Genomic DNA, 15,348 nt, shown 5'->3' with positions numbered 1-15,348 from the left:
GGACCGTCCCACGTGTCCCTCCCGTGGTCACCCGGCGCGGCAGGCCGGGTCAGGCGCCGAGTTCGCGAACGGCCTGTGCGAACGCGTCACCGCGCTTGTTGTAGTTGGCGAACATGTCCATGGAAGCGCAGGCCGGGGCCAGCAGCACCGTGTCGCCGGGCCGGGCGAGCCGCCGCGCCTCCTGGACGGCCGCGAGCATCGCCCCAGTGTCGGTCCGGTCGAGGTCGACGACCGGTACCTCGGGGGCGTGTCGCGCCAGAGCTTCGCGGATCAGCGCGCGGTCGGCGCCGATCAGCACCACGCCGCGCAGCCGCTTCGCCGCGCCCGTGACCAGTTCGTCGAAGGTGGCGCCCTTGGCGAGACCGCCGGCGATCCACACGATCGACTCGTACGCCGCCAAGGAGGCCTCGGCGGCATGGGTGTTGGTCGCCTTGGAGTCGTCCACGTAGGCCACGCCGTCCACGTCGGCGACGTGCGCGATGCGGTGGGCGTCCGGGGTGAAGGCGCGCAGCCCGTCACGGACGGCCGCCGGGGGCACCCCGTAGGCGCGGGCGAGGGCGGCGGCGGCCAGCGCGTTGGCGATGTTGTGCGGGGCCGGCGGGTTCACGTCGGTGACCTCGGCCAGCTCCTGGGCGTTCTTCTGCCGGTTCTCCACGAAGGCGCGGTCGACCAGGATGCCGTCCACGACGCCGAGTTGGGAGGGCGCCGGGGCGCCGAGGGTGAAGCCGATGGCCCGGCAGCCCTCCTCGACGTCGGCCTCCCGGACCAGGTCCTCGGTGGCCGGGTCGGCGGCGTTGTAGACGCAGGCGATCCGATTGCCCTCGTAGACGCGGCCCTTGTCGGCGGCGTACGCCTCCATCGAGCCGTGCCAGTCGAGGTGGTCGGGGGCGAGGTTGAGGACGGCGGCCGAGTGGGCGCGCAGCGAGGGCGCCCAGTGGAGCTGGTAGCTGGACAGCTCCACCGCGAGGACGTCGTACTCCTGCTCGCCGGTGACCGCGTCCAGCAGGGAGACGCCGATGTTGCCGACGGCGGCGGTGCGCAGGCCCGCCGCCTTCAGGATCGACGCCAGCATCTGGACGGTGGTGGTCTTGCCGTTGGTGCCGGTGACCGCGAGCCAGGGGGCGGCGTTCTCGCCCCGCAGCCGCCAGGCCAGTTCGACGTCGCCCCAGACGGGGACGCCCGCTGCCTCGGCCGCCGTGAACAGCGGCTTGGTCGGCTTCCAGCCGGGGGCGGTGACGATCAGGTCGGTGCCCTCGGGCAAGGAGTCGCCGTCGCCGAGGCGCACGGTGATGCCGAGCGCCTCCAGTTCCGCCGCCTGCGCCCGCGCGCGCTCGTCCGCGCCGTCGTTGACGACGGTGACGCGCGCGCCGAGGCCGTGCAGGACCTTGGCCGCCGGTACTCCGGAGACGCCGAGTCCGGCGACGGTGACGTGCTTGCCCTGAAGTTCCGAGGACACCGAGTCGGTCACTTGTCCGCTGCCCATCCCGCGTAGAAGAGGCCCAGTCCGACGATCACACAGATGCCCTGGATGATCCAGAAACGGACCACGACAAGGACCTCGGACCAGCCTTTGAGTTCGAAGTGGTGCTGGAGTGGCGCCATCCGGAAGACGCGCTTCCCGGTCATCCGGAACGAGCCGACCTGGATGACCACCGACATGGTGATCAGGACGAACAGGCCGCCGAGGATGGCCATCAGCAGTTCGGTGCGGGAGCAGATCGCCAGACCCGCCAGCACACCGCCGAGCGCGAGGGAACCGGTGTCGCCCATGAAGATCTTGGCCGGCGAGGTGTTCCACCACAGGAAGCCCAGGCAGGAGCCCATCAGCGCGGAGGCGACCACCGCCAGGTCGAGGGGGTCCCGTACCTCGTAGCAGGCGCCCGGGTTGGTCAGGGTCTGCGCGTTGGCGCAGGACTCCTGGAACTGCCAGACGCCGATGAAGGTGTAGGCGCCGAAGACGAGGACGGAGGCGCCGGTGGCCAGACCGTCCAGGCCGTCGGTGAGGTTCACGCCGTTGGACATCGCCAGGATCATGAACAGCGCCCAGACCACGAACAGCACCGGGCCGATCGTCCAGCCGAAGTCCGTGATGAACGACAGCTTGGTGGAGGCCGGGGTGTTGCCGCGGCTGTCCGCGAACTGGAGCGAGAGCACCGCGAAGGCGATGCCGACGATCAGCTGGCCGGCCATCTTCGCCTTGGCCCGCAGACCCAGCGAACGCCGCTTGACGATCTTGATGTAGTCGTCCAGGAAGCCGACCAGACCCATGCCGACCATCAGGCCGAGCACCAGCAGACCGGAGAAGGTCGGCGCCGCGTCGACATCGGGGTCGGGCTCCAGGTAACTGGTGATGATCTTGGCCAGGAAGTACGCGGCGACGGTCGCCAGGATGAAGGCGATACCGCCCATGGTCGGCGTACCGCGCTTGCTGGCGTGCTCGCGCGGGCCGTCGTCACGGATGTACTGGCCGTAGCCCTTGCGGGCGAGGAGCTTGATCAGCAACGGGGTGCCGACCAGCGTCAGGAAGAGACCGATGACTCCCGCGAACAGGATCTGCTTCATCATCGGGCGGCTACCTCACCCTCGGTGCCGGTCTCGAGCAGCGCCGTGGCGACCGCTTCCAGACCCACCGAACGGGACGCCTTCACGAGCACGACGTCCCCCGGGCGCAACTCGCTGCGCAACAGGTCGATCGCCGCCTGTGCGTCGGACACGTGCACCGACTCCTCACCCCACGAACCCTCGTTGTATGCGCCCAGTTGCAGCCATTGGGCTTCCCTGCCCCCGACCGCGACGAGCTTGCTGACGTTGAGCCGGACGGCGAGCCGTCCGACCGCGTCGTGCTCGGCGAGCGCCTCGTCCCCGAGCTCGGCCATCTTGCCGAGCACCGCCCACGTACGACGCCCCTTTCCCATGGCGACGAGCGCACGCAGCGCGGCCTTCATGGACTCGGGGTTCGCGTTGTAGGCGTCGTTGACGAGCGTCACGCCGTCCGGGCGCTCGGTGACCTCCATCCGCCAGCGGGAGAGGGAGCCCGCCTCGGAGAGCGCGGTGGCGATCTCGTCTGCGGACATGCCCAACTCGTGGGCGACGGCGGCCGCGGCGAGCGCGTTCGACACGTGATGCTCACCGTACAGGCGCATCGTCACATCGCTTGCACCGGAGGGTGTGTGAAGCCGGAACGCGGGCTGTCCGGTGTCCGTTAGTCGCACGTTCTCGGCGCGAACGTCCGCTTCGCCGGACTCTCCGAAAAGGATCACCTTCGCCTTCGTTCGGGCGGCCATGGCCCGTACGTAGGGGTCGTCCGCGTTGAGGACCGCGGTGCCGTCTTCCGGAAGGGCTTCTACGAGTTCGCCCTTGGCCTGCGCGATCTGCTCCCGGCCGCCGAACTCGCCGATGTGCGCGGAGCCGACGTTGAGGACGACGCCGATCTTCGGCGGGGTCAGTCCGGCGAGGTACCGGATGTGGCCGATGCCGCGGGCGCCCATCTCCAGGACGAGGAAACGGGTCTCCTCGGTGGCGGTCAGGGCGGTCAGCGGCAGCCCGATCTCGTTGTTGAGCGAGCCCGGCGTGAACACCGTCGGCGCCTTGCGCCCGATCACCTGCGCGATGAGGTCCTTGGTGCTGGTCTTGCCCGCCGAGCCGGTGAGCGCCACCAGGGTGGCCCCCAGGCGCCGTACGACGTGGCGGGCGAGGGCGCCGAGGGCGGCCTGGACGTCGTCCACGACGATCGCGGGCACGCCGACGGGCCGGGAGCCGAGCACGGCCACCGCTCCCGCCTCGACGACCGCCGGCGCGAAGTCGTGGCCGTCCACGCGTTCGCCGACGAAGGCGACGAAGAGGCTGCCGGGTCCCGCCTCGCGGGAGTCCCGGACGACCGGTCCGGTGACCTCGGCCGACGGATCCGGTATGTCGTGCATCTGCCCGCCGACGACTTCTGTGATCTCGGCGAGAGAGAGGGCGATCACAAGTACATCCCCTGGATCATGCGGGATTTCATCCCTGGGTCTTCTGGATGGCCTGGGTCTGCTGAAGGGCCTGGTTCTCCTGGATGGCTTCGCGGAGCACCTGGCGGTCGTCGAAGGGACGCACCACCCCGGCGATGTCCTGCCCCTGCTCGTGGCCCTTGCCCGCGACCAGCACCGTGTCGCCGGGCTCGGCCCGGGCCACGGCGGCGGCGACGGCGGCGGCCCGGTCCTCGAAGACCTGCACCTCGCCGCGCTCGTGGGCGGGCACGGAGGCGGCGCCCTGGAGCATGGTGGCGAGGATCGCGAGCGGGTCCTCGGAGCGGGGGTTGTCGGAGGTCAGTACGGCGGTGTCGGCGTGCCGCGCGGCGGCGGCGCCCATCGGCATCCGCTTGGTGGTGTCCCGGTCGCCGCCGCAGCCGAGGACGACGTGCAGCCGGCCCTCGGTCACCTTGCGCAGCGCCTTGAGGACCGACTCGACCGCGTCGGTCTTGTGCGCGTAGTCGACGACCGCGAGGTACGGCTGTCCGGCGTCCACCCGCTCCAGGCGGCCCGGCACCCCCGGCACCGCCGCGACCCCGTCGGCCGCGGCCCGGGGGTCGAGGCCGGCGGCGGCGAGCGCGACGATCGCGGCGAGGGTGTTGGCCACGTTGAACGGGCCGGCCAGCGGGGAGCGGGCGGTGAACCGCTCGCCCTTCGGACTGACCACGGTGAACGTCGAGTCCAGCGGGCCGACCTCCACGTCCTCGGCCCGCCAGTCGGCGTCGGGGTGTCCCTCGGCCGAGTAGGTGACGACCGGGACCGTGGCCTCGCGGGCGAGCCGGCGGCCGTACTCGTCGTCGGCGTTGACCACGCCGAGCCGGCTGCGCTCCGGGGTGAAGAGCTGTGCCTTGGCCTGGAAGTAGTCCTCCATGCCGGAGTGGAACTCCATGTGCTCCGGGCTGAGGTTGGTGAAGACGGCGACGTCGAAGACGCAGCCGTCGACCCGGCCGAGCACCAGGGCGTGGCTGGAGACCTCCATGGCGACCGCCTCGGTGCCGCGCTCGCGCATCACCGCGAACAGCGCCTGGAGGTCGGTGGCCTCGGGCGTGGTCCGCTCGGACTTGATGCGCTCGTCGCCGATGCGCATCTCGACCGTGCCGATCAGGCCGGTGGCCTTCCCGGTGCGCAGCCCGCCTTCGACCAGGTAGGCGGTGGTGGTCTTGCCGGAGGTGCCGGTGATGCCGATCTGGAGCAGGTCGCGGCCGGGGTGTCCGTAGATCGTCGCGGCCAGCTCGCCCATCTCCGCACGCGGGTCCTCGACCGCCAGCACCGGCAGTCCGGTGGCGGCGGCGCGCTCGGCGCCGGACGGGTCGGTCAGCACGGCGGCGGCGCCCAGACCGGCGGCCTGGGTGACGAAGTCGGCGCCGTGGGCGCGGGCGCCGGGCAGGGCGGCGTACAGGTCACCGGGGCGGACGGCGCGCGAGTCGTGGGTGATGCCCGTGACGGCTGCGTCGCCCTCCGGAGCGGTGACACCCAGCTGACCGGCGAGTTCCGCGAGGGGTGTGGCGGAGACCCGTACCGGCCGGGGCGGTCCCGGGTAGGTCACGGGGTGGCCCTTCTGGGTGGTTTGGGACTGATCAGGCTGTGGCACGGCGGTGAGCGTACCGGGCGCACCCGCCTGCCCGCGAAGTGAGGGGCGGGGGCCGTTCTGGTTCCCGGGATCGGGGGTGATCGTTGTCACGGGGTGGTTCCTGGTGGCTCGGTACTGCGTCGGAAACGGGTCAGGGTTTGAAGGTGACCGGGAGGTTCGCGGGGTCGGTGCCGGTGGGCGGGACCTGGAGGGTCTTCAGGGCGAACTCCATGACCTGCTTGTAGACGGGGCCGCAGATCTGGCCGCCGAAGTAGCTGCCCTCGGTGGCGTTCTGGATGGCGCAGTAGACGGTGATCCGGGGCTCGTCGGCGGGCGCGAACCCGGCGAAGGACGAGGTGTACCCCTTGTACTGGCCGGTGGCCGGATCCACTCGGTTGGCCGTACCGGTCTTGCCCGCGACCCGGTAGCCGGGGATGCGGGCCTTGGTGCCGGTGCCCTCTTCGTCGTCGACGACCGACTCCAGCATCTGTGACAGGGTCTTCGCGGTCTTCTCACTGATCACCCGCGTCTTCTTCGGCTTCTCGGCGGGCGTGTACCCGCCTTCGGCGTCCTTGGTCCCCTTCACCAGCGTCGGTTCGATCCGTACGCCGCCGTTGGCGATCGTGGAGTAGACGGAGGCCGCCTGGAGCGCGTTGACGGACACGCCCTGGCCGAAAGGGATCGTGTACTGCTGCGAGGTGGACCACTGTCCGGGCGCGGCGAGGATGCCCTTGGTCTCGCCGGGGAAGCCGAGTCCGCTGTAGCTGCCGAGGCCGAACTTGCGCAGGTAGGAGTAGAGGACCTGGTTGGCCTGCTCCTGGGTCTTGCCGAGTTCGCCGGTGGCCAGGATGGTGCCGATGTTGCTGGACTTGGCGAGCACGCCGTTGAGGGTGAGGTACCAGGTGGGGTGGTCGATGTCGTCCTTGAAGAGCCGGTCGCCGCGGTGCAGCCGGTTGGGGACGGTGACGTGGGTGTCGGCGGTGGCGGCCCCCTCCTCCAGGACGGCGGCCATCGACATCACCTTGGCGGTGGAGCCGGGCTCGAAGGCGTCCTGGAGGGCGCCGTTGCCGAGCGCGTCGGGGTCGGCGTGGGCCAGGTCGCCCGGGTCGAAGCCGGGTGAGTTGGCCATGGCGAGGATCTCACCGGTCCGCGTGTCCTGGACGATGACGTAGCCGCCGTCGGCCTTGGACTCCTCGACCTGCTCGGTGATGGCGTCCTGCGCCGCCCACTGGATGTCGCGGTCCAGGGTCAGCTCCACGTCGCTGCCGGGCACGGCGGGCGTCTCGTTGCGGCCGACGGTGGGGACCTGGTGGCCGCCGGACTGGGCGTAGCGGATCTCACCGTCCTCGCCGGCCAGTATCTTGTCGAGCTGGCGTTCGAGGCCGCCGCTGCCCTCGCCCTCGGAGTTGACCCAGCCGATCACCCCGGCGGCGAGGTCGCCGTTGGGGTAGATCCGCTTGCTGCTGGGGTCGGCGAAGACGCCGGCGAGGACGTTGACGGTGGACTCGTCCGTCTCCGCCTTCTTGGCCAGCGCGGTCTTCAGGTCCTGGATCTGGTTCCACTCCTGCGGGGTGCGGGCGCGGGCCAGGCGGACGTAGCGCAGCTGCTTGTTGTCCGGGCGCAGGGTGGCCGCCAGCTCCTCCTCGTCCTCGCCGAGGATCGGGGCGAGCAGCGCCGCCGCCTGTTCGGGCCCGTCGTCGACCTCGAGTTGCTCGCGGGTGAACATCGTGGGGTCGGCGGTGATGTCGTAGGCGTCCACGGTGGTCGCCAGGGCCACGCCGTTGCGGTCGGTGATGCCGCCGCGGGCGGCGGTCAGGGTGTGGACGACGTACCGGTTCAGCTCGGCCTTGGCGGTGTACGTGCCGGCGTCGACGGCCTGCACCTGGAGCAGGCGTACGACGAAGGCGATCAGGACCAGCGCCAGGGCGAACCCGACCAGGCGCAGCCGGGGGCGGGGGCTGCCGAGCCGGATGGTCCGCGGGGCCGCGCCGCGGGGCGGGGCCGGGCGGCGGGCCGGGCGGCCCCCGGGGCCGGGCTGCCGCGTACCGCCGGGCTGGGCCGGCCGCGCGGGACCGGGCACCCGGCGGCGCGTCGGTTGCCTGCCGAAGTCGTCGGGCACTTCCGTCACCTGCCGGGGGTCGGGGTCGTCGGGGCGGGGGTGGACTGCGTGAGTGCCTCGGGGGCGAGGACCAGGGGCGTCGCGCCCGCGGCGGGGCTCGGGGAGCCCTTGACCGTGCCGTCGGGGGCGAGGAAGGCCGGGTCGCCGCCGGGCACCATGCCCAGCTCACGGGCCCGGCGCTGGAGGGCCTGGGGCGCGGAGTAGGCGTCGACGTCCCGCTGGAGCGCCTGCTCCTCGTCGGTCAGCTCCTTGGTCTGCTGCTCCAGGTCGTCGAGCTGGAACGACCCCTCGCTCAGCGCGGAGTTCAGCACCAGCAGTCCGATGAGCCCGCCGCCGAGCAGGAGCACGACGAGGACGACGAAGGGGGTGCGGGCGGCCTGCCCTCCCCCGCCGCCGGCCGGGAAGAGCCGGGCGAGCCGGGCGGCCCTGCCCCTCAGTTCCGGTGCGCCTTTCACAGCCCCTCCCCTCCCCGGTCCGGGCCGCGCCCGCACCGTCCCCGCCGCTCGGGCCTGACTCGGTTCACTCGGTGGACTCCCTGATCCGCTCCGCGCCGCGCAGCCGCGCCGGGGCCGCCCGCCGGTTCTCGGCGACCTCCTCCTCGGTGGGAAGTTCGGCACCGCGGGTGAGCAGCTTGAGCCGGGGCGCGTACCGCTCGGGGACCACCGGCAGCCCCGGCGGGGCCGTGTTGGCCGCGCCCGCCGCGAGGACCTGCTTGACCAGCCGGTCCTCCAGCGAGTGGTACGACAGCACGGCGATCCGTCCACCGACGGCGAGCGCCTCGACGGCGGCCGGAATCGCCCGTTCCAGGACCGACAGCTCGCCGTTGACCTCGATGCGCAGCGCCTGGAAGGTCCGCTTGGCCGGGTTGCCGCCGGTGCGCTTGGCGGCCTGCGGCAGCGCGGCCCGGATCAGCTCCACCAGCCGGGCGCTGTTGGTGAACGGCTCCTTCTCCCGCTCCCGGACGATCGCGGAGACGATCCGCTTGGCCTGCTTCTCCTCGCCGTAGGCGCGCAGGATGCGGACGAGTTCGCCCGGCGGGTAGGTGTTGAGGACCTCCGCGGCGCTCATGCCGGTCGTCTGGTCCATGCGCATGTCCAGCGGGGCGTCCTGCGCGTACGCGAAGCCGCGGTCCGCCTCGTCGAGCTGCATGGAGGAGACGCCGAGGTCGAACAGCACGCCCTGGACGCGGGGGACGCCGAGCCGGTCGAGTACGTCGGGCAGCTCGTCGTAGACGGCGTGCACCAGGGTGGCGCGCTCACCGTAGGGGGCGAGCCGCTCGCCGGACAGGCGCAGGGCCTCCTTGTCGCGGTCCAGGGCGACGAGCCGGGCCTCGGGGAAGCGCTCCAGCAGGGCCTCGCTGTGCCCGCCGAGGCCGAGGGTGCAGTCGACGACCACCGCCCCCGGTTCCTCCAGGGCGGGCGCCAGCAGGTCCAGGCACCGCTGGAGCATCACCGGGACGTGTCGACTCTGGCTCAAGGGGGGTCGGCCTCTCGGATCCGGCGCGGCGTCACGCACCGTCGGGTCCCCATCCTCCCCCGGCGGGGCGGGGACCCCCGTGACGGGGGACCTGCCGGCGCCGGAAGCGTCGGCCGGCCGGGAGCGGGAGGAGGCCGAGCCGTACGTACGCGCCGCGCACGTGGGGAGTACGGGCGCCGCGGCGCCCGGGTCTGCGGGGTTTCAGTCCAGCGGGGAGAGCCTCGCCTCCCGCTTCGCGTCACTTTAGTCCACCCTGTCTCCCGGTCAATCAACCGGCCTGCGCGTCGCGGGCCCGGGGGCTCGGGAAGCCGGATCCGGGGGCACTTCACCCGTACGGACGCATGGTCACCACTCCTGTGGGTTAGCTCACACCAGGGCTTCCCGGTGTTCTTTGTCCGTCTTCACGGCGGGCCGTGCGCGCCGGTGACCAGTAACGTCAGGGATATGACGACTTCTGCATCTGTTCCCGCAGGCTCCGACGCCGCCACCGGCGGCGGCACCGTCACCGACCGCCTCGTCGAGGCGAACGCGCGCTACGCCGCCGGCTTCGCCGACCCCGGGATGGACGCCCGTCCCGTCCTGCGCGTCGCGGTCGTGGCCTGCATGGACGCCCGGCTCGACCTGCACGCCGCGCTCGGACTGAACCTCGGCGACTGCCACACCATCCGCAACGCGGGCGGTGTGGTCACCGACGACGTGATCCGTTCCCTGACCGTCAGCCAGCGCAAGCTGGGCACCCGCAGCGTGGTCCTCATCCACCACACCGGCTGCGGCATGGAGACCCTCACCGAGGACTTCCGCACCGAACTGGAGGCGGAGGTCGGCCAGCGCCCGGTCTGGGCGGTGGAGTCCTTCCGGGACGTCGACCAGGACGTGCGGCAGTCGATCCAGCGGGTGCGCACCTCCCCGTTCCTGGCGCACACCGACGACGTACGCGGCTTCGTCTTCGACGTGCGGACCGGCCGGCTGCGGGAGATCGACCCGGCCTGACGCGCCCGCCCGAACCGCACGCCCGGGCGACAGCACATCGACAGCACACGCGAAAGACCGCAAGGCCCGACATATCGCGGGCAGTTGTCCACAGGCGAGTGACACGAATCGGTAACGGCAGCAAGAATGCGGGGAGCGGTGCCGCGCGGGACCTCTTCCGCGGGGTGTCCGTGGTCCGGGGGCTCCTACGGGGGCAAGGGGAAAGGCCGAGGAGGACCGGGTGACGACCTATGACGATCGAGCGAGTCTCACTGATCTGACCGCTGTGGTCGAGCGGGTACGCGAGTCGGTGGAGGGTGTGATCGAGGGCAAGCCCGAGGTCGTCCGGCTCTCCCTGACGGTGCTGCTCGCCGAGGGACATCTGCTGATCGAGGACGTCCCGGGGGTCGGCAAGACCATGCTGGCCAAGGCGCTGGCCCGGTCCGTGGACTGCTCGGTGCGGCGCATCCAGTTCACGCCCGACCTGCTGCCGTCCGACATCACCGGGGTGTCCATCTGGGACCAGCAGCGCCGGGACTTCGAGTTCAAGCCGGGTGCCATCTTCGCCCAGGTGGTGATCGGCGACGAGATCAACCGCGCCTCGCCCAAGACCCAGTCCGCGCTGCTGGAGTCGATGGAGGAGCGGCAGGTCACCATCGACGGCAACACCTATGAACTGCCCGGCCCCTTCATGGTGGTGGCGACGCAGAACCCGGTGGAGATGGAGGGCACCTACCCGCTCCCCGAGGCCCAGCGCGACCGCTTCATGGCCCGGGTCTCCATCGGGTACCCCAGCGCCGAGGCCGAGTTGCGGATGCTCGACGTGCACGGCGGGGTGAACCCGCTGGACGACCTCCAGCCGGTGGCGCACGCGCACGAGATCCTGAAGCTGATCGAGGCGGTCCGCGGCGTCCACGTCGCCGAGCCGGTGCGGCGGTACGCCGTGGACCTGGTCGCCGCCACGCGCGACCACCCCGACCTCAGACTCGGCGCCTCGCCGCGCGCCACCCTGCATCTGCTGCGCGCGGCGAAGGCGACCGCCGCTCTCGACGGCCGGGAGTACGCGCTGCCGGACGACGTGCAGGCACTCGCCGTCGCCGTGCTGGCGCACCGGCTGCTGCCCACCGCCCAGGCCCAGCTGAACCGCCGTACCTCCGAACAGGTGGTGCAGGAGATCCTGCAGCGCACCCCGGTGCCCTCCGACGGCCGGACGCCGAGCGGTTACGGACCGGCGTACGGTCAGCAGCCGCCGCGGAGGCTGTGATGACCGCCGGGGGGACGGACCGGGCGGAGGGCGAGCGGGGGGACAGGGGCGGTGTGCGGACCGCGCTGGCCGGTCTGACCACCCGTGGCCGCTCCTTCCTGGCCGCCGGCGTGGCCGCGGCGGTCTGCGCGTACGTCCTCGGGCAGAGCGATCTGCTCCGGGTCGGGCTGCTGCTGGCGGTGCTGCCGCTGGTGTGCGCGGTGGTGCTGTACCGCACGCGGTACCGGGTCGCGGGCAGCCGCAGGCTCTCCCCCGCGCGCGTACCGGCCACCGGCGAGGCCCGGGTCCACCTGCGCGTGGAGAACGTCTCGCGGCTGCCCACCGGCCTGCTGATGCTCCAGGACCGCGTGCCCTACGTGCTCGGCCCCCGCCCCCGCTTCGTCCTCGACCGCGTCGAGGCGGGCGGCAGCCGGGAGGTCTCCTACCGGGTCCGCTCCGACCTGCGCGGCCGCTACCCCCTGGGCCCGCTCCAGCTCCGTCTGACCGACCCGTTCGGCATGTGCGAGCTGACCCGGTCCTTCTCGGCGCAGGACACCCTCACGGTGGTCCCGCGCGTGGAACCGCTGCCCGCGGTACGCCTGGGCGGCGAGGCCAAGGGGTACGGGGACGGGCGGCAGCGCTCACTGGCCCTGGCGGGCGAGGACGACGTGATCCCGCGCGGGTACCGCCACGGCGACGACCTGCGCCGCGTGCACTGGCGCTCGACCGCCCGCTACGGCGAGCTGATGGTGCGCCGCGAGGAACAGCCGCAGCGGGCCCGCTGCACGGTCCTGCTGGACACCCGGGGCATCGCCTACGAGGGGGCCGGGCCCGACTCGGCCTTCGAGTGGGCGGTGTCGGGCGCGGCGTCGGTCCTGGTGCACATGCTGGAACGGGGCTTCTCCGTCCGGCTGCTGACGGACACCGGCAGTTCGGTGCCGGGCGAGGGCGCCGACGGTTTCGCGGGCGCCACGCAGGAGACGGCGGACGCGGCCGGGCTGATGATGGACACCCTCGCGGTGATCGACCACTCCGACCACACGAGCCTGTCCCGCGCCTACGACGTGCTGCGCGGCGGCAACGAGGGGCTGCTGGTGGCGTTCTTCGGCGACCTGGACGAGGAGCAGGCGGCGGTCGCCGCCAAGATGAGCCGGCGCAGCGGCGGGGCCCTCGCCTTCGTCCTGGACAGCGACGCCTGGCTGCGGGAACCGACGGACGTCCCCGGCCCGTCGGGCGAGCAGGGGGAGCGGCTGCGGCTGCTGCGCGAGTCCGGCTGGACGGCCGTGGGCGTGGAGCGCGGGGCGTCACTGGAGGAACGGTGGCGCCGGGCGGAACAGGAACGCTCCGGCCTCATGACGGCCAACGGCGGGGAGGGCGTGCGATGAGCGGGCGGGCACGGATGGCGTCGGCCGCGTGGGCGGCCACGCTGATGACGTCGTGCGCGTTGTTGCCGCTGGTCGAACCGGCCACCTGGATCGTGCAGGCCGCGTTGCTGCTGGCGGTCCAGTCCGGGGTGGGCGCGGCGGTCCGCCGGGTGCCGTCGGCCCGGTGGCTGACGGTCGCGGCACAGGCCCTGGCCGCGCTGCTGCTGCTGACCCTGGCCTTCGCCCGCGAGCAGTCCTTCGCCGGTCTGGTTCCCGGACCGGACACCTTCCGGCACTTCGCCGGGCTGCTGGAGCAGGGCGGCGACGACATCGCGCGGTACGCGATCCCGGCGCCGCTGGACTCCGACGGCATCCGGCTGATGCTGGTGGGCGGCGTGCTGGTGATCGGCCTGCTGGTGGACACCCTCGCGGTGACCTTCCGCGGCGCGGCTCCGGCGGGTCTGCCCCTGCTGGCGCTGTACTCGGTGGCCGCGGGGCTGTCGGACGGCGGCACCGACTGGCTGTGGTTCCTGGTCGCGGCGGCCGGCTATCTGATGCTGCTGCTGGCCGAGGGCCGCGAGCGGCTCTCCCAGTGGGGCCGGGTCTTCGGCGGTGCCCCCCGCGCCCCGGGCGCCGGGCCGGCCCGTGCCCTCGCCCCGGTCCGCACCGGCCGGCGGATCGGCGTGGTCGCGCTGGGCGTCGCCCTGGTGGTGCCGCTCGGTCTGCCCGCGATGAACGGCGGCCTGCTGGGCGGCGCCGGCACGGGCGTGGGCTCCGGCGACGGAGGCGGCGGCACCATCTCGGCGGTGAACCCGCTGGTGTCCCTGCGCGACAGCCTGAACGTGGACGAGAACCGCCAGGTCCTCTCCGTCCGCACCGAGTCGAGCGACATCTCCGACCTCTATCTGCGGATCGTCTCCCTGGACGACTTCGACGGCACCACCTGGAAGCCGTCCAAGCGGCAGATCACCTCCGTCCCGGACGGCGCCTTCCCCACGCCCCCCGGACTCGGCCCCGAGGTCGAGCGCAGGGAGACGCGGACCACGATCTCGGCGGCGGACTGGTACGCCCAGGACTGGCTGCCGATGCCGTACCCGCCGAGCGGTGTGCTGGTCAGCGGTGCCTGGCGGTACGAACCGGTCGGCATGACCCTGGTCGGCGACCACGGCCAGAACACCCGCGGCCTCACGTACGACGTCAAGAGCCTGGAGGTGCGGCCGACGGCGGAGCAGCTGGCCGCCGCGCCGGAGCCCTCGACGGCGATGGAACGCGAGTTCACCGAGCTGCCCGACTCGCTCCCGGCGATCGTGTCCCGGACCGCCCGGGAGGTCACCGCGGGCGCCACCGACGCCTACGACCAGGCCGTCAGGCTCCAGGAGTACTTCGCGGTCACCGGCGGTTTCGAGTACGACACCCAGGTGCAGGTCGGCAGCGGCTCCCAGGCGATCGCCCGCTTCCTGCGGGACAAGCAGGGCTTCTGTGTGCACTTCTCGTTCGCCATGGCGTCGATGGCCCGTTCCCTGGGCATACCGGCCCGGGTCGCGGTCGGCTTCGCCCCGGGTTCCCCGCAGGCGGACGGGACGGTGTCGGTGGGCCTGCGGGACGCGCACGCCTGGCCGGAGCTGTACTTCGAGGGCGTCGGCTGGACCCGCTTCGAGCCGACCCCGAACCGCGGGTCGATACCGTCGTACACCGTGCCGGACTCGCCGGGCACCACGCTGCCGGACGCCGCCCGCCCGTCCGAGGAGGTCTCGGAGGCACCGTCCGCCTCGGCGTCGGCGAGCGAGGGCTGCACGGCCCAGGACAAGAAGCTGGACGCCTGCGCGAGCGAGTCCCCGCAGGCCGCGCTCGCCACGGACGACGACGGTCCGCAGTGGTATGTCCGGCTGGCCTGGGCACTGGCCGTACTGCTGGTCCTGGTGATCCCGCTCTGTCCGATGCTGTGGCGGGTCCGCCGGCGGGCGGTGCGGCTCGGGGCGCACGGCCGCGGCGCGGCGGACGCGGCGGCCCGCACCCTGGCGGCCTGGCAGGAGCTGACGGACACGGCGTGGGACCACGGCATCGCGCCGGACGAGTCGCAGACCCCGCGCAAGGCCGCGGCCCGGGTCGTGCGGCTGGGGCGGCTCGATCCGCCGGCCGCCGCGGCCGTGCACCGGGTGGCGGACGCCGTGGAGCAGGTCCTCTACGCTCCCCGCCCGCGTCCGGTCACGGGACTGGCGGAGGACGTGCACCGGGTGGCGGCCGGGCTGGGGGCCGCGGCCGGCCGGGGAGTGCGGCTGCGCGCCCGCTTCGCCCCGCGCTCGGCCGTACGGGTGGTCTGGGCGGTGTCGGCCCGCTGGGCCGCTCTCAAGCACCGGGTGGCGCACCGTGTGGCGTCGGCGCGGCCCGCCCCGCGCGGGGCGAGGGGCCGAGGGGCGGAGAGCTGAGAGCGGGCGCAGAACGGGCGAAGAACGAGTGAAACGGGCGAAGAACGAGTGAGGGGGGGGGCCCCGGGGGGGGGGGGCCCCCCCCCCCCCCCGGCCACCAAGGCCGCCGGGCCGGCGGCCCGGCCCCGGCACCCCCGGGACGGCCCCCCCCCCACGCGGCGGGCGGGGGGCCCC

11 protein-coding genes are annotated in these 15,348 nt (G+C 72.9%); 4 read left to right on the top strand and 7 right to left on the bottom strand.

Going from position 1 to position 15,348, the window contains the following annotated elements:
- Positions 1–49 precede the first annotated feature (49 nt).
- The 7 genes from murD to rsmH all read right to left on the bottom strand — a co-directional run bounded on the left by murD (position 50) and on the right by rsmH (position 9,172).
- Positions 50–1,456, bottom strand: coding sequence for a UDP-N-acetylmuramoyl-L-alanine--D-glutamate ligase (gene murD, locus ACIQR3_RS08525; protein ID WP_403536777.1), 1,407 nt, complete (start codon positions 1,454–1,456; stop codon positions 50–52).
- Between the two features lie 8 nt (positions 1,457–1,464).
- Positions 1,465–2,562: a phospho-N-acetylmuramoyl-pentapeptide-transferase gene (gene mraY, locus ACIQR3_RS08520; RefSeq protein ID WP_215167928.1), complete on the bottom strand. Its 1,098-nt coding sequence runs from the start codon at positions 2,560–2,562 to the stop codon at positions 1,465–1,467.
- Entirely contained in the window at positions 2,562–3,968 is a 1,407-nt protein-coding gene (gene murF / locus ACIQR3_RS08515) for a UDP-N-acetylmuramoyl-tripeptide--D-alanyl-D-alanine ligase (RefSeq protein WP_403535996.1), read from the bottom strand. Before murF ends, mraY begins: the two co-directional genes overlap by 1 nt.
- A gap of 28 nt (positions 3,969–3,996) precedes the next feature.
- A complete protein-coding gene (locus ACIQR3_RS08510; RefSeq protein ID WP_403536774.1) occupies positions 3,997–5,553 on the bottom strand; it encodes a UDP-N-acetylmuramoyl-L-alanyl-D-glutamate--2,6-diaminopimelate ligase in 1,557 nt (518 codons plus the stop codon).
- Positions 5,554–5,728: 175 nt separating this feature from the next.
- Complete coding sequence (locus ACIQR3_RS08505) at positions 5,729–7,705, bottom strand: peptidoglycan D,D-transpeptidase FtsI family protein (protein WP_403535993.1); 1,977 nt, start codon at positions 7,703–7,705, stop codon at positions 5,729–5,731.
- Positions 7,702–8,151, bottom strand: coding sequence for a septum formation initiator family protein (locus tag ACIQR3_RS08500; protein ID WP_403535990.1), 450 nt, complete (start codon positions 8,149–8,151; stop codon positions 7,702–7,704). The genes ACIQR3_RS08505 and ACIQR3_RS08500 overlap by 4 nt, the downstream gene beginning before the upstream one ends.
- A gap of 64 nt (positions 8,152–8,215) precedes the next feature.
- On the bottom strand, positions 8,216–9,172 hold the full coding sequence (gene rsmH / locus ACIQR3_RS08495; RefSeq protein ID WP_403535987.1) for a 16S rRNA (cytosine(1402)-N(4))-methyltransferase RsmH: 957 nt from the start codon (positions 9,170–9,172) through the stop codon (positions 8,216–8,218).
- A 444-nt stretch (positions 9,173–9,616) separates the two neighbouring features.
- Here rsmH and ACIQR3_RS08490 point away from each other — a divergent pair, with 444 nt between their 5' ends.
- The 4 genes from ACIQR3_RS08490 (at position 9,617) to ACIQR3_RS08475 (ending at position 15,174) form a co-directional block, all read left to right on the top strand.
- Positions 9,617–10,162, top strand: coding sequence for a beta-class carbonic anhydrase (locus ACIQR3_RS08490; protein ID WP_403535985.1), 546 nt, complete (start codon positions 9,617–9,619; stop codon positions 10,160–10,162).
- Positions 10,163–10,382: 220 nt separating this feature from the next.
- Positions 10,383–11,405: an AAA family ATPase gene (locus tag ACIQR3_RS08485; RefSeq protein ID WP_403535982.1), complete on the top strand. Its 1,023-nt coding sequence runs from the start codon at positions 10,383–10,385 to the stop codon at positions 11,403–11,405.
- On the top strand, positions 11,405–12,769 hold the full coding sequence (locus tag ACIQR3_RS08480; RefSeq protein WP_403535979.1) for a DUF58 domain-containing protein: 1,365 nt from the start codon (positions 11,405–11,407) through the stop codon (positions 12,767–12,769). Before ACIQR3_RS08485 ends, ACIQR3_RS08480 begins: the two co-directional genes overlap by 1 nt.
- Positions 12,766–15,174 (top strand): DUF3488 and DUF4129 domain-containing transglutaminase family protein, encoded by a 2,409-nt coding sequence (locus ACIQR3_RS08475; protein ID WP_403535976.1) that lies wholly within the window; start codon positions 12,766–12,768, stop codon positions 15,172–15,174. The genes ACIQR3_RS08480 and ACIQR3_RS08475 overlap by 4 nt, the downstream gene beginning before the upstream one ends.
- Positions 15,175–15,348: the final 174 nt, after the last annotated feature.

It is taken from the genome of Streptomyces sp. NPDC090994 (genome assembly GCF_044768905.1).
GTDB lineage: Bacteria > Actinomycetota > Actinomycetes > Streptomycetales > Streptomycetaceae > Streptomyces.
Note: the sequence above shows the minus strand (reverse complement) of the source record. Positions and strands in the feature narration are given on the sequence as shown.